The organism is Ulvibacter antarcticus, from assembly GCF_003688405.1.
Classification (GTDB): Bacteria; Bacteroidota; Bacteroidia; order Flavobacteriales; family Flavobacteriaceae; genus Ulvibacter; species Ulvibacter antarcticus.
Map to the genome: position 1 here is coordinate 467,589 of NZ_REFC01000011.1, position 23,720 is coordinate 491,308.

Annotated in this window: 19 protein-coding genes and 1 tRNA gene; 6 read left to right on the plus strand and 14 right to left on the minus strand. The window is 37.3% G+C overall.

Annotated elements, in window-relative coordinates:
• Positions 1 to 2 precede the first annotated feature (2 nt).
• Entirely contained in the window at positions 3 to 674 is a 672-nt protein-coding gene (gene rsmI / locus BXY75_RS02345; protein WP_121906087.1) for a 16S rRNA (cytidine(1402)-2'-O)-methyltransferase, read from the plus strand.
• A gap of 48 nt (positions 675 to 722) precedes the next feature.
• Positions 723 to 1,295 (plus strand): uracil-DNA glycosylase family protein, encoded by a 573-nt coding sequence (locus BXY75_RS02350; protein WP_121906088.1) that lies wholly within the window; start codon positions 723 to 725, stop codon positions 1,293 to 1,295.
• Between the two features lie 151 nt (positions 1,296 to 1,446).
• Here BXY75_RS02350 and BXY75_RS02355 read toward each other — a convergent pair whose 3' ends face one another.
• From BXY75_RS02355 to BXY75_RS02365, 3 genes are all read right to left on the minus strand, one after another.
• Positions 1,447 to 2,037, minus strand: a complete 591-nt coding sequence (locus tag BXY75_RS02355; RefSeq protein WP_121906587.1) for a carboxymuconolactone decarboxylase family protein — start codon at positions 2,035 to 2,037, stop codon at positions 1,447 to 1,449.
• 76 nt (positions 2,038 to 2,113) lie between these two features.
• Positions 2,114 to 3,595, minus strand: coding sequence for a T9SS type A sorting domain-containing protein (locus BXY75_RS02360; RefSeq protein WP_121906089.1), 1,482 nt, complete (start codon positions 3,593 to 3,595; stop codon positions 2,114 to 2,116).
• A gap of 3 nt (positions 3,596 to 3,598) precedes the next feature.
• Complete coding sequence (locus BXY75_RS02365) at positions 3,599 to 5,062, minus strand: T9SS type A sorting domain-containing protein (protein WP_121906090.1); 1,464 nt, start codon at positions 5,060 to 5,062, stop codon at positions 3,599 to 3,601.
• Positions 5,063 to 5,215: 153 nt separating this feature from the next.
• On the opposite strand from BXY75_RS02365, the gene recJ reads away from it, so the two are divergent.
• A complete protein-coding gene (recJ, locus tag BXY75_RS02370; protein ID WP_121906091.1) occupies positions 5,216 to 6,907 on the plus strand; it encodes a single-stranded-DNA-specific exonuclease RecJ in 1,692 nt (563 codons plus the stop codon).
• A gap of 47 nt (positions 6,908 to 6,954) precedes the next feature.
• Positions 6,955 to 7,569, plus strand: a complete 615-nt coding sequence (locus tag BXY75_RS02375; RefSeq protein ID WP_121906092.1) for a peptidoglycan-binding domain-containing protein — start codon at positions 6,955 to 6,957, stop codon at positions 7,567 to 7,569.
• Here the strand turns inward: BXY75_RS02375 and BXY75_RS02380 are convergent, their stop codons facing one another.
• From BXY75_RS02380 to BXY75_RS02400, 5 genes are all read right to left on the minus strand, one after another.
• Complete coding sequence (locus BXY75_RS02380; protein WP_121906093.1) at positions 7,570 to 8,325, minus strand: UDP-2,3-diacylglucosamine diphosphatase; 756 nt, start codon at positions 8,323 to 8,325, stop codon at positions 7,570 to 7,572. It lies immediately after the preceding gene.
• Positions 8,326 to 8,386: 61 nt separating this feature from the next.
• Entirely contained in the window at positions 8,387 to 8,611 is a 225-nt protein-coding gene (locus BXY75_RS02385; RefSeq protein WP_121906094.1) for an ORF6N domain-containing protein, read from the minus strand.
• A gap of 45 nt (positions 8,612 to 8,656) precedes the next feature.
• Positions 8,657 to 9,106 (minus strand): 6-pyruvoyl trahydropterin synthase family protein, encoded by a 450-nt coding sequence (locus BXY75_RS02390; protein WP_121906095.1) that lies wholly within the window; start codon positions 9,104 to 9,106, stop codon positions 8,657 to 8,659.
• A 373-nt stretch (positions 9,107 to 9,479) separates the two neighbouring features.
• A complete protein-coding gene (locus BXY75_RS02395; protein ID WP_121906096.1) occupies positions 9,480 to 10,814 on the minus strand; it encodes an MATE family efflux transporter in 1,335 nt (444 codons plus the stop codon).
• 70 nt (positions 10,815 to 10,884) lie between these two features.
• Positions 10,885 to 11,385: a GNAT family N-acetyltransferase gene (locus tag BXY75_RS02400; RefSeq protein WP_121906097.1), complete on the minus strand. Its 501-nt coding sequence runs from the start codon at positions 11,383 to 11,385 to the stop codon at positions 10,885 to 10,887.
• A 121-nt stretch (positions 11,386 to 11,506) separates the two neighbouring features.
• Here BXY75_RS02400 and BXY75_RS02405 point away from each other — a divergent pair, with 121 nt between their 5' ends.
• Complete coding sequence (locus BXY75_RS02405; RefSeq protein ID WP_121906098.1) at positions 11,507 to 12,301, plus strand: universal stress protein; 795 nt, start codon at positions 11,507 to 11,509, stop codon at positions 12,299 to 12,301.
• A 297-nt stretch (positions 12,302 to 12,598) separates the two neighbouring features.
• On the opposite strand, the gene BXY75_RS02410 is transcribed toward BXY75_RS02405, so the two are convergent.
• The 6 genes from BXY75_RS02410 to BXY75_RS02435 form a co-directional block, all read right to left on the minus strand.
• A tRNA-Ala gene (locus BXY75_RS02410) sits at positions 12,599 to 12,672 on the minus strand.
• Positions 12,673 to 12,703: 31 nt separating this feature from the next.
• Positions 12,704 to 13,564, minus strand: coding sequence for an alpha/beta hydrolase family protein (locus BXY75_RS02415; protein ID WP_121906099.1), 861 nt, complete (start codon positions 13,562 to 13,564; stop codon positions 12,704 to 12,706).
• A gap of 1 nt (position 13,565) precedes the next feature.
• Positions 13,566 to 16,289 carry a PD-(D/E)XK nuclease family protein gene (locus tag BXY75_RS02420; protein ID WP_121906100.1) on the minus strand — a complete coding sequence of 908 codons (2,724 nt, stop codon included), beginning with the start codon at positions 16,287 to 16,289 and terminating at the stop codon, positions 13,566 to 13,568.
• 64 nt (positions 16,290 to 16,353) lie between these two features.
• The gene (locus BXY75_RS02425; protein WP_121906101.1) at positions 16,354 to 17,748 is read right to left on the minus strand and encodes an OmpA family protein; all 1,395 of its coding nucleotides are present in this window, start codon (positions 17,746 to 17,748) and stop codon (positions 16,354 to 16,356) included.
• Positions 17,749 to 17,872: 124 nt separating this feature from the next.
• Complete coding sequence (kbl, locus tag BXY75_RS02430; RefSeq protein WP_121906102.1) at positions 17,873 to 19,072, minus strand: glycine C-acetyltransferase; 1,200 nt, start codon at positions 19,070 to 19,072, stop codon at positions 17,873 to 17,875.
• A 104-nt stretch (positions 19,073 to 19,176) separates the two neighbouring features.
• Entirely contained in the window at positions 19,177 to 22,326 is a 3,150-nt protein-coding gene (locus BXY75_RS02435; protein ID WP_121906103.1) for a UvrD-helicase domain-containing protein, read from the minus strand.
• Positions 22,327 to 22,482: 156 nt separating this feature from the next.
• Between BXY75_RS02435 and BXY75_RS02440 the strand changes: the two genes are divergently transcribed.
• On the plus strand, positions 22,483 to 23,091 hold the full coding sequence (locus BXY75_RS02440; RefSeq protein ID WP_121906104.1) for a superoxide dismutase: 609 nt from the start codon (positions 22,483 to 22,485) through the stop codon (positions 23,089 to 23,091).
• The last annotated feature ends 629 nt before the right edge of the window (positions 23,092 to 23,720 follow it).

Here is a 23,720-nt window from a genome sequence, read left to right on the forward strand (position 1 = left end):
CCATGGGAAAATTATATCTGGTACCAACACCAATCGGAAATTTAAAAGATATTACCCTTCGAGCAATTGAAGTATTGCAGGAGGTAGATCTTATTTTGGCAGAAGACACTAGAACCAGCGCCAAACTTCTGAAGCATTTCGAAATCACTACGCATATGCATTCTCACCATATGCACAATGAGCATAAAACCACAAAAGGCATTGTAGATCGAATGCAAGCAGGTGAAAATATTGCCTTAATCAGTGATGCAGGGACTCCAGCCATCAGTGACCCCGGATTTTTACTCACCAGAGCCTGTGTAGAAGCAGGAATCGAAGTTGATTGTTTACCTGGAGCTACAGCATTTGTACCGGCCTTAGTGAATAGTGGATTACCTAACGATAAGTTTGTTTTTGAAGGCTTCCTTCCGGTAAAAAAAGGTCGACAAACCCGCCTTAAAGTCTTAGCAGAAGAAACCCGTACCATTATCTTTTATGAATCTCCACATAAATTATTGAAAACTCTTGCCCAATTAGTAGAATACTTTGGAGAAGATCGTAGTATTTCAGTTTCCAGAGAGCTCTCAAAATTACACGAAGAAACCATTCGAGGCACAGCAGCAGAGGTTTTAAAACACTTCGAAGAAAAACCTCCTAAAGGAGAAATAGTGATCGTGGTAGGAGGGAAGAAGTAAGTTTCTTTAAAGTTATATCTTTATGACGCTAAAAGAGAATCTTAGCCAATGCAAACTTTACTTAAAAATATTCGGGCATGTGAAATATGCAAAGCACATTTACCATTAGGACCACGACCAATTGTAGCAGCTCATCCCGATTCGCGGATTGTAATTATTGGGCAGGCACCGGGGACTAAAGTTCATAAAACTGGTGTTCCTTGGGATGACCCAAGTGGAAAACAACTTCGGAAATGGTTGGATGTTACCGACGAGCAGTTTTATAATGCTTCCAAAATAGCGCTTGTACCTATGGGATTCTGCTATCCAGGAAAAGGAAAAAGTGGAGATCTACCTCCCAGACCCGAATGTGCGCCTCAATGGCACGATCAGTTACTTCAGAAGATGCCCAATTTAGAACTTATCATTCTAATAGGGATGTATGCCCAAAAATATTATCTGAAAGAAAAAACTCAGAAAACACTGACCTTAACGGTTGAAAACTACCAAGAATACCTTCCGAAGTACTTTCCATTGCCACACCCTTCACCAAGAAATCGTTTTTGGCTCTCTAAAAACCCGTGGTTTGAAAAGAAAGTTATCCCAGTACTTCAGAAAAAGGTAAAAGAATTACTTACTTAGTTAATTACAAAAGCACACATTTGACCACTGACCACTGACCACTGACCACTGACCACTGACCACTGCCTCTTCTCGATATTATTTTTAATTCCCTCTTGGTCATCAAAAATCACTCGAAGTGACAAAAGAAGTTTTATTTTTTGCCTACAGCCTACAGATGTTTCCCTTCATTCCACCCGTGTTTTCCTAAGTATTGATCACCACTTTCCACGGCTCCGTCTTCAATACTTGTTCCCATAGAGTCGTTCCAGCGGTTGAGGTATCCAAAAAGGGAGATTACTCCCAGCATTTCCACAATTTCACCTTCATTCCAATGCTCGTAAAGCCTCTTTTTTATGACTTCATCCACATTATTTGGCACTTGAGACGCTTGTAATGAGAAGTCTAAAGCCGCTCTTTCCGCTTCTGAAAAAGCAGGATGAGTTCGGTATTCCCAAATATTATCGAGTTGTTCTTGCTCCGCTCCGTAGCGTTCTGCCGCTCGAATAGCATGCGCCTGACAATACCTGCATCCGGTTGCATTACTACTTACCCAAGCGATCATTCGTTTTAATGCAGAGGTTACTCGACCTTCATTGGCCATTACAGCCTTGTTAAGGTTTATGAACGCTTTACTTATTGCCGGACGATGCTGCATGGTGAGCACACTGTTGGGGCAAAATCCGAGAGTTTCGTTGAAGAATTCGGCTAATTTTTTGGTTTCGTCATCGTGATCGGGTGATAGTGGAGTTACTAATGGCATAGGATATTTTTTTGTAGGTTCCGAAAATACAAATACCCTTTTAAATACCCAATGATCAATGTTCAATATTCAATGCTCAATTCTTAAGTAGTTTAAATGTCGCTTCGGAAACTTTTAAGAAATAGAGTCCGTTGGATGCTTCAGAAAGATTGATATCTGTGTGAATGTCTGTTATTGTTGACTTCTGAAGGATTTTGCCACTCACATCGGTCACCACGAAAGTCATTTCCGAAGTGAAACCTGACATTGATTTTAAAGTAAAAATTCCATTTGAAGGGTTTGGGTAGAGAACGAAGTTTTCCAATTGGCTTTCAGAAACATCTAAAACGTCATTGTTTAAGCGGGCAATAACAAAATCTACAGGGCCAGAATACCAATATGTACATCCAGTGATCAAAATCTTATGGTCGGACTGCATAATTATTTCTCCACTTTCAAAGCCTAAGATCGTTTCTCCATTGCTCCCAAAAGTAGGATCCAATTCACCATCAGGGTCAAATCGAGTTAAATAATATGAGCCTATCTCGAACCCGAATTCATTCCCGCTAATTAGGATATTTTCATTTTCGTCTAGTAGCAACTTAAATGGGATTCTCGAAGGAACATCAATTGATTTTCTTCCGTTTGTTCCAAATGATATGTCGGGCTCACCATTAGGTAAAAATTGTGCTAGTATAGGATCACCTAGCCTAATAGCTGCTAAAATATTACCATTCGATTTTAAAGCAATCGTACCATAAAGCAATCCGGCAACGATATTAGTTGTAACAGTTCCGGCATTTCCGAAACTTGTATCCAACTGTCCGTTTTCCAAATACCTCTGAAACATCAATGTACGAAGATTGTTGGATTCTTGTTTTCGATATGCTATTAAGATTTTTCCATCAGGTTGTAAAACAAGGGGGAAAGCATAAGTCGGGTAATCGTTAATATAAGAAGTTACCATTCCATTAACTCCAAAACTAATATCCAGACTTCCATTTGATAAATATTTTGCCACTAATAAATATCTTGAATCTCCAACAGTACTAGTGCCACCTACAACAATTTTTCCATCTGGAAGTAATAGGGTTGAAGCTATTTCGTCAACTCCAAAATGAGTCTTTACGAGGCCATCGATTCCAAAAGAGGTATCAATGTTGCCGTTTTCAAGATAACGAACCATAATGATATCTTGTTCTCCGTTGGTATTGAGATAGGTGGCGGCGGTAATAATTTTTCCATCGCTTTGCTGATGTAACGAAGTATCTACATAGAATATGTATCCATGATCACTATCAAGGTCATGTACTACTTTTCCATTCGTTCCAAAAGTGACATCAAGATCTCCATTAGGTAAATAGCGAGCCAAGATGTCAATGTTGCCATACTCTGCAAAACCGAAACTCACGATTTTACCATCACTTTGCTGTATGATGGAATGACTTTGATCATGTTCTCCATAAAAGTCGGTAACAACAAAACCATTACCTCCAAAAGCAGTATCTAGCGTGCCATCCTGAGAATAAATGACCATCGAAAGGAGTGAGAGGAGTATAAGTTGAATGTTTTTATTCATAGTTTAATTTTTTATAAGTCGTAAAACAGTATTTCCAGCTTTAAGAAAATACATTCCGTTAGCAGCTTCAGAAAGATCGATTTCGGTGTTGCTGTATGTAATTGTTGATTTCTGAATAATTTTACCACTTACATCGTTCACCATGAAAGGAATTTCCGAAGAGAAACCAGAGATTGTTTTTAGTGTAAAAATTCCATTTGAAGGGTTGGGGTAGACTTGAAATTCCTTCACAATATTTTCGCTAACTTCAAGAGGGTCATTATGAAAACGTTGTAAGACGATATCAGTTTCTCCATTGTACCAGATGTCACTTCCCGCGACCAGTAATTTACCACTGTTTAAAACGATTGGATGAGCCGAACCTAACACATAATAATTGGTGCTAAACTGAAAAGTGGTGTCACTATTACCGGTAGAATAAAGTCTCATATAGAGTAGGTATAAGCCACCTTCCCAATCACTACTACTGTTATCAGAAATAATTCGTTGATTTTCCTGAATAAGCGCTCCATAATAATTTTCGATATAACCACTGTTACCAAAGCTTGTATCTAGACTGCCATTGGATTGAAGCTTCAACATTTTTTTAAAATCACGTTCCAAGATTTGATCCCAATAAATACAGCTTGCCAAAACACTTCCGTCATTAAAACTTAAGGCAGCACAGGAGTACTCTTCTTCAATTGGAATTAATGCATGACCATTAGTCCCAAAAGAAGTATCGATTGTTCCATTAGCAAGTACGCGCGCTATATAGTTGGACTCAATATTGTTTAGTGTTGTATTGTAACTAATAATACTATTTCCATTTTCCAGTAAATCAATGGATCTAACTTCTAAATTTTCCACTGAACTAAAAGGAATAGTCATGGTACCATTGGCCCCAAAAGTTACATCCACACTACCTTCTGAGAGATAACGTTTTAATACTAGATATCGATTACTTACACTGTTATTGTATCCTAATAGGACGATTTCTCCATTGTTGGTTAGAGAAAAACTGTTTACATGTCCTTCCGCTATTATAGGAAATAGAATGCCGTTTGTTGCAAAATCTATATCCAGCGTTCCATCTGCTAATAATCTTGAAACAGCATAGTCGACCCCATAACCATTGCTTAGGAGAATTTTATTATCACTTTGTGCCTTGACCTGTTTGTAGAATGAGCCATTTACAATATCCCCAATTATCACCCCTCCATCCCCAAAGCTGGTGTCGAGACTCCCATCTTCTAAGCAAACCATTAATAAATTGTCATATCCTTGCACACCATCTGTAAAACCCGCCATCACAATTCTATTATTTCCGTCTTCGGTTGCAGCCATTATATGTTCTGAATCACCTGCAATATCAATCGTCACAATACCATTATCACCAAAAGTGAGATCGGGACTTCCATCTTGTGAGAATACTGGATTAAAAAGAGAGAGGCATAAAACAAAAAGAAAGTAGAGATTCGGTTTCATAATAGTTGCTTTTAAAATAATAGACTACTAACCGGGGAGTAGTAAAAGGTAAGCATAAAATTTCAAAAATCTTGATTTAGGTTACGATTCGCATAAATTGAAAATCTATTTTGTAATTTTATAACTTCTGCTCCCTAAAAATACATTTTACTTATGCGTTGGACTCTTTCTCCCAAACCTGATCCTCAGTTAACGAACGATTTGGCAAAGTCTCTGGGTGTTGATTCAATAATCGCTTCTCTTTTGTTGCAACGAGGGATCACGACTTTTGAAGAAGCCAAAAAGTTTTTTAGGCCAAGTCTGGATGATCTTCATGATCCGTTTTTAATGAAAGACATGGACAAGGCAGTTTCACGAATCGAGCAGGCCATTGAGAACAATGAGAATATTCTTGTCTTTGGCGATTACGATGTGGACGGCACTACGAGTGTCGCTTTGGTTTCTTCTTTTCTGAAGTCTTATTATCCTAATGTTCATACCTATATTCCCGATCGCTATGAGGAAGGCTATGGTGTTTCCTATATGGGAATCGATTTCGCAGCCGACAATGATTTTTCTTTGATTATTGCTTTGGACTGCGGAATTAAGGCAATTGACAAGGTGTTATATGCTTCGGAAAAAGGGGTAGATTTTATCATCTGTGATCACCACCGCCCTGGCGCGAACATTCCTGAAGCGAAAGCGGTTTTGGATCCAAAGCGGGAAGATTGTGAATATCCTTACAAGGAATTGTGCGGTTGTGGTGTAGGATTTAAGTTAATTCAGGCGCTTGCTGAAAGAAAAGGACAAACTATCAACGATCTGCTACTTTATTTGGACCTGGTCGCTACTGCAATTGGCGCTGATATTGTTCCTATTACAGGTGAAAACAGGATATTGGCCTATTACGGGTTAAAAGTGATTAATAGTAATCCGCGGAATGGCTTTAAGGCAATCCTGAAGCAACTGAAAAAGACAACTCTTACCATTACCGATGTAGTTTTTATCATTGCACCTCGTATCAACGCCGCCGGAAGGATGAAACATGGAAATCATGCCGTTGCTCTCCTTACGGAAACAAATATGAAGATGGCTTTGCAGTTTGCTTCGGAAATCGAACAGTACAATAGTGATCGTAAAGAAGCCGACAAAAAGATCACAGCCGAAGCTTTGGAATTGATCACAACAAACAAAGAAGAAGATCGTAAAACGACAGTCGTTTACAACGAAAACTGGCATAAAGGTGTCATAGGAATTGTAGCTTCGAGGTTAACTGAAACTTATTATCGACCAACCCTTGTATTTACAAAAAGCGGTGAGAAATTGGCTGCTTCGGCAAGATCAGTGAAAGGTTTTGATGTTTATAATGCCTTGGAAAGTTGTTCAGAATATATTGAGCAATTTGGAGGTCATATGTACGCCGCCGGACTTACCTTATTGGAAGATGATTACGAAAATTTTAAGGCTGAATTTGAGAAGGTAGTTTCAGAAACCATAGACCCCAGACTTCTCATTCCAGAAATAAAAATAAATGCTGAGCTTAATTTTAATGAAATTACAGCAAAATTTTATAGAGTTTTAAAGCAATTTGCACCATTTGGCCCCGGAAATATGACGCCGGTATTTATGAGTAAGGAATTAACAGATACAGGTTGGGGGAAATGTGTTGGGGAGGATAAAACACATTTACGATTGACGATGCGGCAGGGAAAATCGAACCAGTTTGTGGGAATAGGATTTGGATTAGGTGACAAGGAATCGATTGCTTGTGAAGGGAAACCTTTTAACGCGGCTTATGTAATTGATGAAAACGAATGGCAGGGAAATGTAAGTCTCCAACTTCGCTTAAAAGACATAAAGGCTTAATTTAAAAAAACCGTATTTTTACCATAACCAACCATACCGATTAGTTTATGAAACAAATCATCATATTTCTGTTATTGATAATCGTAGGCCTTATAGGTTACGGTCAGTATAAAAAACACAAACGTTACTCTTTTTCGGAATACGAGTATAAGGTGCCGGACGGAATTGACGTGGCGAATGCCAATAAGGGACTTTTGCTCGATTATTATGAGGCAGTTGAGACTGTGAATGGATTTGTAGCAACAAAGTGGAGTGCAGAGAATATCGATGTGCGTAACCCTTCAGATGATGATGCAGAAGATATGGCGGCAGTTTCAGAATATCGAAATAGACTTGCGAATGTAAAGTTTTATGAAGCTCAGTTAGTAAATCCTAAAACTGAAGTTGCACCTGTTAAGGATTCTTCCGAAGCTGAAAAGAAAAAACAGTTGATTAAAAGTATATTTAATAGTAATCCAATAGGAAATTCATTGAGATTGGGAGAAAGAAGCGCGATGGTGTATGAAATTCAGGGTTTATTGATTGCCAAAGGAGACTCTATTGTGCACGACGGCTTGTTTAGAGCAGAGACATTCACTTCATTAAAAAACTTTGAGGAGAAGCACAAACTCTTTCCTGACGGGCGTCTGGACGCAATTACTTTAGAATATTTACTAAAATAGCTACTCGAATTTTTTGATTTCAAAGGTATTTCCGTCAAAAACGCCATAGGTGTATTGATGAATCCAATCGCCCAGATTGTAGTACATGGATTTATCACCAACTTCAATTTCCATTGATAGATGACGGTGACCAAAAATGAAATAATCGTAGTGTTTGGATTCTAATTTTCGTTTAGAGTACTGTGCCAACCATTCTTGTTCTGCACCTAAAAATTTCTTGTCATCATCGCCGGAGATCAGTTTGCTTTTAACCGACATATGCTGTGCTAATCGCATTCCTAATTCAGGGTGAAACCATCTAAAAAGCCAACGTGCAAATGGGTTGGTGAATAACTTCTTCATGCGTTTATAGCCTTTATCGCCAGGACCTTTACCGTCTCCATGCCCAATAAGGAATACTTTGTTGTTGAAAGTAAATTCTTTTACATCTCTATAGGTAGGAATATTGAGTTCTTTCTCGAAATAATCCTGCATCCATAGGTCGTGATTTCCTACGAAAAAATAGATTGGAATTCCGCTGTCACTAATTTCTGCTAGTTTTCCGAGGACACGCACAAATCCTTTTGGAACAACTGTTTTGTATTCGAACCAGAAATCGAAAAGGTCTCCTAATAAAAAAATTGCGGCAGCATCCTCCTTGACCTCATCCAGCCAGCGAACGAACTTTTTCTCACGTGGAAGACTAGCTTCGCGAGTGGGAGCACCAAGGTGATTATCGCTGGAAAAGTATATTTTTTTGCCTTCCGGAATTTGCATTTGGCAAAGATAGTGAAAGCAGTTGGCAAAATTGAAGGCTTATTTTTTGAAGCGTCTTTTTCTATATTTTGATCATGCTATAAATAAGGGCAACTCCATGTTCAGTAAATGCCATTGTAGGATAGCGCGTTCCACCCCAATTTGAAGAGGCAATTTGACACCTCAAGTTTGTCATCTCCTCCTTGGTAAGGATAAACATAAAATCTTCCGGGAAGCGATCCGGGTATCGTTTTAGAAGAATCTTTGATAAGATATTACCCTCGCTAATTGGATAGTTTGTTCGCATAATTTATTCAATAATGCGGGGAGTTGACGATTTAAACTGGAAGTATTAATTATCGGAAGCAAACCACTCTGCATAGCTACTAGCTGTTTCCTGAAGTCTCAAGGAGTGAAGTAATATTGACTTCGGAAGGCGGTTTTTAATCTTTTCAGCAAAATCGATTACCATCATTTCACTTGTAGGTTGATAATCCACTAGTAATACATTGTGACCGCGATCACTTAGCTCCTTTGCTAATTCTACATGTGGGGTATTCTTATTAAATACGGTTGCATGATCGAATACGTCAACAATTTCCTCTTTTACTATTTTTTTGAGGTCAGTAAAATCGATTACCATTCCGTATTTGACATTGTCGGAATTGTCAATAGGGGTTCCAATTACAGTAACTGATAGCCGGTAACTATGTCCATGAACATTTCTACATTTCCCATCATAGCCATATAAGGCATGACCGGTTTCGAAAGAAAAAAGTTTTGTGATTCGGATATTGCTCATAGTTAAATGCTTACTAATAATGCAGCTCAAGGACTTGAACGCAGAATTATAAGTTTCAAAGATACTATATTAGTCAGGAAACAGGCTTATTTTTTCCTTTTTGAAGAGGACTTTAAATAACGCCAGTGTTTGTATTTATTGTAGAGAAAAAGCACAACAACAATAAGTGCGAGGATCATAAACCCTCCTTTTCCCGTTAGATATTCAAAAAATTCCATAAAGGTATTTTATTTATTAAAACTTGAAAGTTAACGTCGTTTTTTAAATTTATTAAAAATCACGACACCAATCACTAATATGGCAATGATAAGCCAAAACCCAGGGCCTCCTATAAATTCTAAAACATCCATGGCATTAATTTTTGTAAATGTATTTAATTTTGAATTAAAGGAATATACTTGCGTTTAAATTTAACAACTAATGCAATAGCTCGGTATGCTACCCATGCTAAAATGGCACCCCAAATTCCTATAATCCCCCAATCCATATACTTGGCAAAATAAAGAAAGGGTATAAATCCAAGAAAGGTAGCTCCAAGCAACACATTTCGAAGATATCCCATTTCTCCTAAGCCTTTGAAAATTGCATCCAATGTAAATGCAATAGCACTAATGGGTTGACAAATTAGGACCATAAAAAAGATGCCGTTATATATGAGCAATACTTGAGGATCCTTGTTAAATAGACGCCCCAGAGGTTCATAAAATACAAGACCAATTATAATAAGTAGGAAAGAAACCACGATGTTGTATGACACAACTTTTTTTGTAAGCATCCAAAGGGATTTATAATTTCTTTCACCTAACAATTTGCCGCTTAAAATGTTTCCTGCGGCGCCATAACCATCGATGAAAAACGCAGTAAACAGCCAGATATTAACTGCGATAGCATGTGCAGCCATAAATTCCGTTCCTAATCCTGTTGCTTCCCGAACCGCCAGAAGTAACGCAATGTTAAGTGCGATGGAACGTATAAAAAGATTAAAACTCATAGTTACCAATCGCCGAACTTCCGGATGAAGCGGGAATCGAAGTTTTAATGAAACCTCGGTTTTTTTCAGAAGAAAAAACAATGCAATAATTGCCATTAATGCTTGTGAAATAAGACTTGCCCAGGCGGCTCCTTTAATTCCCATGGCAGGAATGTAGTCCTGAATACCATAAACTAAAGCGAAATCAAGCCCAATATTTACAGTCGCCCCTATTCCTGCAATAATCATTGGCCAGAATGTATTTTGAAGTCCTCGAAAGAGTCCAAATACTGCAAAAGTGAAGAGGGTTAATGGAAATCCCCAAACCCGGATATTGTAGTAATCTATACTGTATTCCAGAATGATTCCTTCTGCATTTAATAAGCTGAAAATCTCTTCCACAAAAAAATAGGTTGAAAAAAGAACGATGATGCTAAGAATGATATTGAAATAAATGGCTTGTGCCGGAAAGTTGTTAAGATCACTCAATTTGCCCGCTCCTAAATTTTGAGAAACAATAGCTGAAATCGCAGAACGCGTTTGTCCGAGAATCCAGATTAGCATTGAAAGAAAGGCACCGACAATTCCGACTGCTGCTAGTGATTCGGTACCAAAATCGGGTATGTTTCCCACGATAGCAGCATCGGTACTGGAAAGCACCGGCTCAGCAATACCTGACACTATCGCTGGAATTGCCAATTGCTGAATACGTTTGAAGGAGATGTTGGTTTTTTGCATTTCGAATTGCAAAACTACTCAATTAAGCTATTGTAGCCATCAAAATATGTCGGCATTCACAGTTATGAAATCACATTACTTTTTCATAGCAATAGAAAGGAAATTCACTCTGTTTAGGAAAGTAGATGTTCCCAAGTCTAGTATATCCACGTGCTTCATAAAATTTCTGGTTGCGCTTGTTTTGACTAAAAGTGTCGAGTCGAATTGAAGTGATCTTATTTTCCTGAGCGAGAGTTTCAGCAAAATCCATAAGTCTTTTAGCGTTTCCTTTTTTCTGAAAATCGGGATGAATTGCCACCCGATGTATGTAATACTGCTTGTTATCTTCAGATAACCAGGTGATATCATTGTATTCTGAATCTTTTTCCGAAGAAATAACCATACAACCTATTATAGTAGCTTCCGAAAGCAAGACATACAGTTCATCGCGTTCGATATCCTTCTGAAACGCCTGAGGATTAGGATAGTGATGGTTCCATTGAAAAATCCCTTCCGAAGCCATTTTAGCCCCACATGCACGAGTAATAGTTATAATTTGCTCAATTTCTGATTGTTTTGCCTTTCGAATCATTTTTAAAGAATTAATTTTGCATCTCAGATTTTAAAGATAATCGAATTTAAACAGTGATAGAATGTCTTTCTGCAATTTGTAGATCACAATTTATTACGGTTTAAGTAAATAATAATTACGGATGAAAAATATATTAGTTCCCATTGGGTCTTCAAAAAGTGCGGTTAGTAATTTGCAATATGCAATCGATTTGGCGCATGAAATGGAAGCGTATGTGTATTTAATTTCAGTATTTCAGGAAGTGTCGAAGGTGGGCGGACTTACAAAAGTGAATGCGATCATTAAGGAAGACACCCAAAACCGTTTAGATGAGGTGTTGGCACAGGTAGATAAAAAAGACGTCACCATTATTGCACATCCAATTAAGGGTTCATTTTTGGAGAGTATTAATCGGGTGAGCCAACATGTAGATATTGATCTTATGGTGCTTTCGCCTAGAAGTAATTCGATTCGTGAAGAAGTGTACTTAGGGAATGTTTCGGGGAAACTGCTGAAAGGGACAGATATACCAATCCTTATTGTTCCCGAAGGAGCGAAATTCAAACAGCCAGCATCCATGTTATTGGCCTTTAAAAACGGAAATTTTGAAAAGAAGAAAATGCTGGAACCTGTACGACAATTTACCAAACATTTTGGTACAGAACTGCATTTATTACATGTAGAAACTCCAGAAACGACCGAGGAGATGAAGGAAGTGAGTAAAAAACTTACCAAATTACAGACTTCGTATGCAAAGGCAGAAAATGGAACAACATATCAGGCTGTCTTAGCACATTACCACGATCATAATGCTGATATGCTTTGTGTTGTTCGAAGAAAAAGAGGCTTCTTTAAAAAGTTATGGGAAAAGAATGTGATCTTAAAAAAAGAATTTTATACCGATAAACCATTGTTGGTTTTACAGGTTCAGGATTAGAAATAGGCAATTTTATACATTGAGAAGTAAATTGTCTTAGATTAAATTTAAAAAGTGATATATTAAAAAGCAAGATTTTCTGATCTTGCTTTTTTTGTGGGAAATATCGGAGTTCCTTCGTCAATTTGCTCCGTTGTCGCAAAAGCTCAGGATAAACTTCTCCTTCGAGGCATTACTCTAAAAAAAAGGACAAACCATGAAGTTTGTCCTTTTCTGTGGAGAATATCGCCCCGAAATTTCGGGGGAACCGATGACACGAAATTGCATAAAAAAACCACAGCCTAAACTGTGGTTTTGTGGAGAATATCGGAGTCGAACCGATGACCTCTTGGCTGCCAGCCAAACGCTCTAGCCAGCTGAGCTAATCCCCCAATTTCTGAATAGAATGCGAAAGTAATAAATTTATTGATATGCTACTGTGCTTTTTAAAAATTCTATTGTCAAATCTGTCGCTTTTTTTAAGTCGGAAGGTAGTGTTTTCGATTCCCATGGATGGGAGGCACCAAAAACATGATCTCCACCTTCAATGATTTCCAGTCTGCTTTTAGGGTTCCAATCGTGCATGGCTTGCGCTTCCTTTAAAACGACATTTGGATCTTCACTTCCCTGCAAGATTAAATGTGGTTTTTTTAATTTCTGAAGGGCTTGTTTAATTGTGAAACGATCCTCATTTACTTTAAAGTCGTTATAAAACTGGATATTGTGTGGCATTTGTTGTTTGGTGCGACCGTTTTCAACATGTGTGATTCCGGTTTCTTGCCATGCATTAAATGCCGGACTACCTTCCTGAAACCTAGCTTTAAAATCTGAAACCCCAGCCCAGGTTACTACTTTGGAGATTCGTTCGTCTTCGACAGCTTTAATTAAAACGATGCCTCCACCACGACTATGTGCTATAAGGTTGATATTGGAGACATCAGTTTCAGTTTGGTAAGATGTTTCCGAAGTTAGAAAGTTAAGTACTCTATCGAGATCATCCATTTCCAAACTGAAGTTATTTTTAGCAAAAGCTTCCAGATCGGGAAAATCAATAGGCTGTTCTATTGTCCCTCCATTGTGTGAGAAGTTGAATTTCAGAAAAAAGAAACCTGCATCTGCAAAAGTTTCGGCCACTAAATTCCAGGCTCCCCAATCTTTAAATCCTTTGTAACCGTGGCAAAAGATTACAATAGGCTTGATTAATTTTGAAGCGTTGTAATAGACATCATAGACTATTGGTTTTTTGCCTTCTGCACTTAGGACTTCGTTTTTTCTTATAATCATTTTAAACTTCTTTTTCAATAAACGGAATTGTGGGATCACAGATTTCCATAATTAGTTTTTTAAGCTCAACAAGATAGAGCCCCAGTGTTTCCTGACTTACGAGCGAGTTTTTTTGGCCTCTCACTTCCAATTTTTCAGCAAATTTTAAGAAGCCCGCATTGAGATTTTTAAAAGATATGATACCCGCTTCAGCTTGGTCAATTGGGGATTTATCATTCATCATTAGTGCATATGCAAGTACCTGTATGACTTTACTGTATTTATAATCCAGCGAGATTTCTTCCCAATCCATAATCTCCAAATGTCCTTGTTCTACACGCCCTGTTTTGTAATCTACTATGCGCAATTGCCCATTGTATTCGTCCACTCTATCAACTTTTCCGCCAATATGAACGGGAAAATCCAACTCCGGTATTTGAATTTCAACTTTTAGATTTTGCTCTACACTGATAATTTTTATTTTATTCCCAGCTTTTAATTCCCCCAATTCGAAATTGATGAAGTTGGTGATATAGCGCTTAGCAACCTCGAAAACAATAAGGTTTTTACCTTTCGAAAAGTCACCGCCCTTGAATGTTCTTTTAAATTGAAGTCTCACTTCTGTATCGATATGTTGTTTCATATCCGAGAGCTTTTCCGAAGATAGAAAAGATCCTTCCAAGGGCTTATAAAAATTTTCTAGAGTGTCATGTACAATTGTACCTAAAGTATTCGCGGCTACTGTTTCTTCTACCTCTTCAAATTCTTTGATTCGCAATATTTTCTGAAAGTAAAAATCTAATGGATTACGTATATAACTTGTTAATGCAGAAGGTGAGAATCCTTTTTGAGCAATTTCACGTAACCTAAGCATCAAAGAATCTGTCTTAGCCACGGTTTTTAAGACTGAAGTGGACAGAGTTACTTCGGGAGACAAGACTATCTTATCAATTTTATGATTTGGAAGTTTGTCTATTTCAAGTTGAAGAATAAACCGACTTTTTTCGCCGGCATTTAGGCCGTCACTATGATTGCTATAAAGCAAATGAATATTTTGAGACCTGTGCAATAAATGATAAAAGTGGTAGGTATAAATAGCGTCTTTTTCGGAGAACTGTGGTAATCCAAATTGTTGTTTTAAATCGAAGGTAATAAAAGAAGCATTCGATTTCCCGGCAGGGATAATTCCTTCATTCACGGAAGTGACAATCACATTTTTAAAATCAAGGACACGGGTTTCCAATATCCCCATAATTTGAAGTCCGCTATACGCATCACCTTTAAAATCGAGCGTAGTGTGTAATATAAGATCGGTAAACAAACTGTGAACAGTTCGAACAGTTTTTAAATGCGAATATCGCTCATTTAACGCCGTTATTCTATTAAATATAGCATATAGATGATGGATTACAGTACGGTCCACCATATTGTCTGAATTGGCGTCTCTTAATTTATATATTAGTTCCGTACAATTTTTTAAGGCAATTTTACTGTTATTTGCCCAGTCTCCAAAAATGAGTTGGACTAACCCATTTTTACTATCGTCGAGCAATTCCACGAGATTTTGTACTGTTATATTCGACAGGTTTTGTGTGTTTATCTTTTCTGAAACAGATCTTGCATCAGTAAGCAATGATTGCATTGTTGGATGGTTAAGCAATGCAAGGACATCTTTATAGTAATGGCTTTGTCCGGAATGGAGATGAAAATTTAATAGGAGTTCAAAAAAGGTAGCCGTAGGAAAAGTTTTAAGGCCTACTCCCATGGTGATATTTACAGTAGTAATGTTCTTAGGCAACGAGTATAGAATGGGGATTAGCAGTTGCTCGTCGGCAAGTACAATAGCTGTATTGTCTAAATCTTCGGAAGTGTATTCTGAAAGGATTTCACCGACATATTTTGCTTGACCAATGTTTTTTTGAACCTCAATGATCTGAATGTTTTTTTCTTTCTGAAAATTATCTGCAATTATTTCAAGAGGATGTGATTGAAAATACTTCCATTCTCTATGGTAGTTCCTTAAAAATACCGAAGCACTATGTTGTTGATCGTTATACAAATAGGCATCAGTATCCCAATAGACCTTATTGTGTTCTAGTTCCAGTAATTCCTGAAATATGTGTTGTTCGGCTTTATTCAATGCGTTAAAGCCAATAAAAATGTGAATTTTGGAATTGTGTGCGTTGCGATAATATTCAATATCCTCTACTGCTTTTCTATACACCATTCCTTGATACCCTATTGACTCGTTCAACAGTGAAGTTTTAAGTCGGTCATAGAACTCATTCAAACTATTCCAGAACTTCAAGTAATTCTCTATTAGCTCGGTTTTCTGATCTTTTACGTACCAGTGATTGATATCCTGTATATTACTGAGATAATTAAAAAACGGTTTTGGATCTACTAGGAAACGATCAATTTCATTGAAATCGGCTAATAGTGTAGTAGCCCAGGAAGCGTAAGTTTCGAAGTCTTCTTTTTCCTGAATGGCATCTGTATGGAGATAAGCTTGATAACTTTTAAAGAGAAGTTCGGTGGAATCGATAATTTCCAATCCGGAAAGTTCTTCGATAAACTCTTCTATACTTATAATTTTAGGAGCGAAATAGGTTTCTGTAGCCGTTGTGCGTAATAGGTTCTTAAGAAAGCCGCCAGCGCGTTTACTAGGAAGTATAAACGTAATAGTTGAAAGATCCTTATGATCTTTTTTTATAGCAAGTAGTGTTTCTTGAAGAAATGTTAGCATGTTATAAAAATAAGAAACGCCTCCGGTTATGGAGGCGTTTCTATTTATTTATTTAGTGGGATTCTTATTTTCTCAAAGAAATCTCAACACGTCTGTTTTGTTGTCTACCTGCTTTGTTAGCATTAGTAGCAATTGGTCTAGACTCACCGTAACCGATAGAAGATAATCTGTTTCCGCTCATACCAATTGTAGTTAGGTATGTTCTTACAGATGCCGCTCTATTGTCAGATAACTTCTGATTCGTAGCGTCACTTCCTTGACTATCTGTGTGACCTTCGATCACAAAGTTCTCGTTAGGGTATTCTTTCATGATATCAGCGATATTTTGAAGAATAGCGTAAGACTCTTGACGGATAGTAGATTTTCCAAGGTCGAATAAGATAGTTTTAGAGTAATCATTCAATTGCTTGATGATTTCTACAGAAACTTCTGGACAACCTTTGTTTGCTACAGTACCAGGAACATCTGGACAAGCATCATCTTTGTCAAGTACACCGTCACCATCTTTGTCTGGCCATGGGCATCCTTTGTTAGCAGCAGGACCAGCTACATCCGGACAAGCATCAACATCGTCGTTTACACCGTCACCGTCTCTATCTAAGATAGGACAACCGTTATTTGATTTTGGACCAGCTTCAGTTGGACACTCATCTTGAGGATCAGGAATTCCATCACCGTCAGTATCAGGACAACCATTATACTCAGCTACACCAGGAGTGTTAGGACAAGCATCATTTCTGTCTTCGATTCCGTCACCGTCAGTATCAGGACATCCATTGTATTCTGGAAGACCTGGAGTTTCAGGACACTCATCGTCTTGATCGTAGATTCCGTCACCATCGGTGTCTTTTCCACCAAATTTAAACACTACACCAGCAGAATGTTGGAAGTGCTTTTGACCGTAAGTATCTTCGAAAGCGTGCTTGTAAGTAGATTGGAAGTTTAAAGCTAAGTTTTCACCTAACCAAAATCTAACACTAGCAAGAGCGTTAGCAGTTCCAAATCCGATATCGTCAACCCAAGTGTAACCTCCACCAATACCTAAAGATGGGTCAAACCATCCACCAGGACCGTTAAGAAGGTCTCTTAAGCTATATTTAATTTCACCATCTACACCGTAATAGGTAAGATCATCAACTGGCACATCACCAACTGTGTCAATTCTGTTGATAGTACCAACAGCAGCAAATGTGAATCCGCTACCAAGATATCTCCCGATAGACAATTTTGAAACCGATGGAAGAATATTCCAGTGGTCTTCTACGTTAAAATACTCATCGAAGAGTCCGCCACGACTGGCGCTATTGGTTGTTTGACCGTCTGCTAGTCCAATTGGGTAAAGGTCAACAGCGTTTACACCAACTTCGATTGCCCAAGGATTGTTTTCGTCCTGAGCATTTGCTACACCTACCATAAGGAAGAAAAGTGCAGCAACTAAAATACTGTTAAGATGTTTCATATTCGATTGTTTAATTTTTTTAAGTGTTAATAGAGGCAAAAGTAAGTTGTTAAAACTTATAAACAAAAGCAAATCTATTAAATTTTTTATAAATATCAAGGTATTTATTGGCAAATAAGTAAGATTAAGCTTTCAGAATTTCCAGTTGTTTCCCTATTTTAATAAATGCTTCTATAGCCTTGTCCAGATGCTCTTTTGAATGAGCAGCAGATAGTTGTACCCGAATTCTTGCCTTATCTTTTGGCACTACAGGGTAGAAAAATCCGATGACATAAATTCCTTCATCCAACAATAAATCGGCCATTTTCTGTGATAGTTTCGCATCGTATAGCATAACTGGTACGATTGCCGAATCTCCTTTAACGATATCGAAGCCAGCAGCAGTCATTCCTTTCTTAAAATAATTTGTGTTTTCCTGTAGTTTGTCACGCAGCGTTGTATCGGTGCTTAACATCTCGAACACCTTAATAGAAGCTCCTACTATAGCAGGTGCCAATGAGTTTGAAAAAAGATATGGTCTGGAGCGTTGTCGTAATATTTCAATAATCTCTTTTTTACCGGTTGTATAACCACCCATAGCGCCCCCAAGTGCTTTTCCTAAAGTTCCTGTAATGATGTCTATACGACCCATTACATTTTTTTCTTCCAAAGTCCCACGCCCCGTTTCTCCTATAAATCCAGCCGCATGACACTCATCGATCATCACCATAGCATCATATTTATCGGCCAAGTCACAAATTTTATCCAATGGAGCTACAATACCATCCATCGAAAAGACACCATCGGTTACAATAATTTTATGTCTTGCACCTTTCTCATTAGCAGCGATTAATTGTTGCTCCAGATCAGCCATATTACTGTTTTCGTAACGATATCTAGCGGCTTTACACAATCGCACTCCATCAATAATAGAAGCGTGATTCAATGAATCGGAGATAATCGCATCTTCAGGACCTAATAAAGGTTCAAAAACACCTCCATTTGCATCGAAAGCTGCAGCGTATAAAATGGTATCTTCCGTTTGGTAATAATCGGCAATTTTTTGTTCCAGTTCCTTGTGAATATCCTGAGTTCCGCATATAAATCGCACCGAGGACATTCCGAAGCCATGTGTATCCATAGCATCCTTAGCAGCCTGAATGACTTCTTTATTGGATGATAATCCTAAATAATTGTTGGCACAAAAATTTATTACTTCTTCTCCTGTCGAAATTCTTATTACAGCATCCTGAGGGGATGTGATAATCCGTTCTTTTTTATAAAGTCCGTTGTCCTTTATTTGTTGCAATTCCTGTTCTAAATGTTCTTTAATTTTACCGTACATAATTTAATTTTATTGCAGATATTACTTTGTTTTACATCCCGCATGTTACCAGAAATTCTAGTGCATTGCAGTATGGCAATTGACCCTCAATCTTTGAGACAAATTTATACTTTATTTATCACAATATTTGGTTGATTGGTATAGACCAATATTTTTTCTGAAACTTTTTTACCCATTTCTTCCAAAGCCTTAGCATAGCTGTTAATTTGATCTTCATGATGATAATCGGGAGTACCCGTTTTATAGTCCACGATAGTTACAAGATTATTGTCAAAAAGGTTTATTCGATCGGGACGCAATAACATGCCGGAAGCAGTAATAATATCTTTTTCATTTTCTGCATTTGCGGTAGCTTCAAATAGATGCCGAAGTTCGGGATGAGACACAATCGCCTCTACTTTTTCTCTGTAATTCGCGATAGATTCACTTGTGATAATTCCTCTTTCCAATATTCCTTCAAAAACAGTAACTATGTCTTCCGAAGCTATTATCATAGACATTATATCGTGCAATTCGTTCCCTAAAGCAATTGCTGCTTCCGCATCAGTATTCCAGAGTGAAGCCTCGTTTGTGATAATTTTTAGGTGATGATCTAATGGAGTGGTCGCTAAAAAAATAGGTACTTTGTTTACGGGGATTACTTTATTGTCCTTACTACTTATCCGTTCTGGTTTTCCAAATTCGTAGATTGAGGGCGCAGTTAAATTTCCTTCATATTGTTGTAGAAAATTGTCGAGAAGTTGATTATAAGTGGTCGTTAAGCTTACCTTTTTTCCAGGTTCTTCAGCAAAAATATAGAGTTGTTCTACCGCGCGAGTTAGGGTAACATATAATAAATTTATACTGTCCAATTCCATCATATTTTGGCGCTCCCGGAAGAGCCCATTACCTAATTCGCCAAAGCTTTCAAGTTCCTGATTGTATTTTATTTGTGTTTCACGGAAGCCCGAATTTTCATCCATATCAAGTGGAAACCATGCCATTTCGTGTTTGGAATTGTAAATTTTTAGATCGGCATAAGGAAATATAACAACTGGAAATTCAAGTCCTTTAGACTTGTGAATTGTCATGATACGAACAGCGTCATTACTTTCAGTGGCAGGGATAGAAGCCTTTTCCTTTTGAATTTCCCAATGATCTAAAAACGATATTTTTGTCGCTTGTGGCTTTTGTTCAAACTCAAAAACCAAATCCATAAAACTAAATAGAAAGGCATCTGCTTTTGACTGTAAATTAAGCTTTCTGATGCAATATTCACAACTTTCATATATGGATAACGACCTTATAATAGCAATGTTGAAATCAATCCCATACTCTTGCAATATTGCTTCAAATTCGTCATCTGATTTCTTTACCAATTCTGAAAAAAAGTGGTGTTTTTCCTTCGGAATATTTAGGTGCTCATGAAGGAAATCCAGCCATGCGATTTTTGCCTCATCGTTTTCAGGATATACACTGATTTTTAGCGCATTTACGATACATTTTACTAGAGAGGAAGATTGTAACATCAATGTTTCCGAAGAAATTACCTTAATATCATTTTCCATAAGATGTTTCCCTATGGTAATACCATCACTCTTAAAACGCGTTAATATACAAATGTCACTATGTGAAAAGCCCTTATTTATTAGCGCTTGTATCGTTTCTTGTATTTTAATAGCATAAACCTCATCTTTAGTTACCTTCACTTGTTTTTCTACAAACTCAATTTTAACATAGCCATCTTGTTTTGTAGTGAATTTTTGGTGGTTTCCGGTTATGTATAAATCTTTGTGTATGTTGTCGCCAAATACATCTGCTACATATGTAAAAAAACGATTGTTAAATCGAATAATCTCTTCACAACTTCTGTAATTTGTATCCAGATTTAATAACTTTTTTTCTACTGAGGGAAACGGATTTAGACCTCCATAAAGATCCATAAATTGTTCCGGAAGACCTCCTCTCCATCGATAGATAGACTGCTTCGCATCGCCTACCAACATTAGTGTTCCCGATTGTTGGTTCTGATCAAATTGAGATACTGCATTTTCTATTAATGGAATCATATTCTTCCACTGTAATTGTGAGGTGTCCTGAAATTCATCAATAAAGAAATGACGAAACTTTTCTCCAAGGCGTTCGTAAATAAAAGGCGCAGGCTGATCTTTTATTTCATTATTTATAAGTGCATTAAATTCGGAAATTGGGATGATATTCTTTTCTTCTTTAATCAATGAAATTTCGTGGTTAATTAAATTGATTACCGATAACTGGGTTAGGTTTTTTAAAATAGCATTTATAAGCTGTATCTGATGAACATTATTCTTTGATGAATCGAAGTTAGTTTTCAAGAAGTAAGCGATTTCATCAATGATGGCAGCGGTTTGGCCATCTACTCTTTTGGGATAAAGGGGTTTCTGGTCTATGTCTTCCTGCCATTTTGCAGAAAAATTCAAATCGGTCCTTCCGGATTCAAGATTTAGAAAATGTTTTGGTAAATAACTGCTGCTAAAATCATTGTGTGCTATGCCTCGGGTTTCGATTAAATTTAGAGTCTCTTGAGCGGTTTTTATAATTTTTTCTGAAAGATTCTTTTTCCGAAGCAGGAGTTGTTTTTTAAAAGCTGCAAAGTCACCTAGATTTTTGTCTTTTAATAAATTTAGGTGCGGAATTTCGTTTTCGACAAATAGAATTTTTGCCGTATTAATAATATCATTGGTGATATCCCACGACTTGTCATCATCGGCTTTTTCTAAGGCAAATTCTAGCAATACTTTTGTAATTTCCGGATCTTCTCCAGCCTTGTTTATTAATTGGTCAACGGCCTCTGAAAGTAGCAGTGAAGTATCTAAACTAACCTCAAAATTAGTGGCGAGCTTAAGATCTCTGGCAAAGGTTCGAATAAGTCGGTGATTAAAACTATCTATGGTTTCTACACTAAAACTCGCATAATGGTGAAGTAGATGTTTTAGAATTTTTTTTGCTTTTGCCTGGATTTCTTCGGAAGTAAGGTTTAATTCGGCTGCTATCTGAAGCAGCATTTCTGGCGGGGAATTTACTGCTTCCGGTTGAGAGAACGATACCAGACTATCGAGAATACGATCTTTCATTTCTGCCACGGCCTTATTCGTAAAAGTAATTGCCAATAAATGTTGGTAATAACCTTCCTTCGGAACCTGAAATAGCTGTGAGAGAAATTGTTTTACAAGGGTGAAGGTCTTGCCGCTTCCTGCCGAGGCGTTGTATATTTTAAAAGGGGTAGAAGTGTTCAAGCGGAGTTTTTTTACTAAATTAATGAAAAGTAAAGCTTAAAATGATGATAATTGAAAATATCTATAGTTCAATCAAAAATCTTATAAATTCTATAACATATTAAACCCAATCTTATACGTAACTTTGGATTAATTTATAACTTAAAACTTAGAATCATGTCATTTGAACTACCGCAATTACCTTATGCATTCGATGCATTAGAACCACATATCGATGAGCGAACAATGAAAATTCATCATGGAAAGCACCATCAAGGTTATACAGACAAGTTAAACAGTGCCATTGCAGGTACAGAGTTGGAGGGAAATAATATCGAGAATATCCTTTTAAATTTAGATAAAAGCAATAAAGCTGTACGTAATAATGGAGGTGGGTTTTATAATCATGGCCTTTTTTGGAAAGTAATGTCTCCTAATGGTGGAGGAAAACCTTCTGGAGAGTTGGCTAAAGCAATTGATGCGGAATTTGGGAATTTCGATTCTTTTAAAGAAGCATTTTCAAATGCAGCGAAAACGCAATTTGGTTCAGGTTGGGCGTGGTTATGCGTTCATAAAGGAGGAAAAGTTGAAGTATGTTCAACAGCTAATCAGGATAATCCATTAATGCCTGGAATAGGATGTGGAGGAGCACCAATATTAGGATTGGATGTATGGGAGCATGCTTACTATTTGCATTATCAAAATAAGCGTCCTGACTATGTTTCTGCTTTTTTTAATGTAATTAACTGGGAAGAGGTTTCTGCAAGATACCAGAAGAACAAGTAATATAAATCAATTTATATTAATTAAAACCGTCTTTCAATACTGAAGGACGGTTTTTTAGTTAGTAATGGTTTTGTGTCGTTTCGAAAGAATATTATAATAGGTAGATTGAACGTTGCAGCTGCTTAAGTATTTCAATTTCTTGGAATAACGAGCGACAATCAAGATTTTAAATGTAATAAAGCAAACAACTATTTTTGTGAGGATGAAGCGGCTCACTATTGATTTTTATACTTCGGACTTACATCAATTGGGCATTGTTAATTAGTCAATGATAAATGAACATTGATATTCGCTCGCCACCCCGACTTTAAATTTAGCGCATAAAAAAAGGTAAACAAGTGTTTTTGTGAGGGTGAAGCGGCTCACTATTGATTTTTATACTTCGGACTTACATCAATTGGGCATTGTTAATTAGTCAATGATAAATGAACATTGATATTCGCTCGCCACCCCGACTTTAAATTTAGCGCATAAAAAAAGGTAAACAAGTGTTTTTGTGAGGGTGAAGCGGCTCGCTCGTGATTTTTATACTTCGGACTTACATCAATTGAGCATTGTTAATTAGTCATTGATAATTGAACATTGATATTCGCTCGCCACCCCATCATTAAATTTAGCGCATAAAAAAA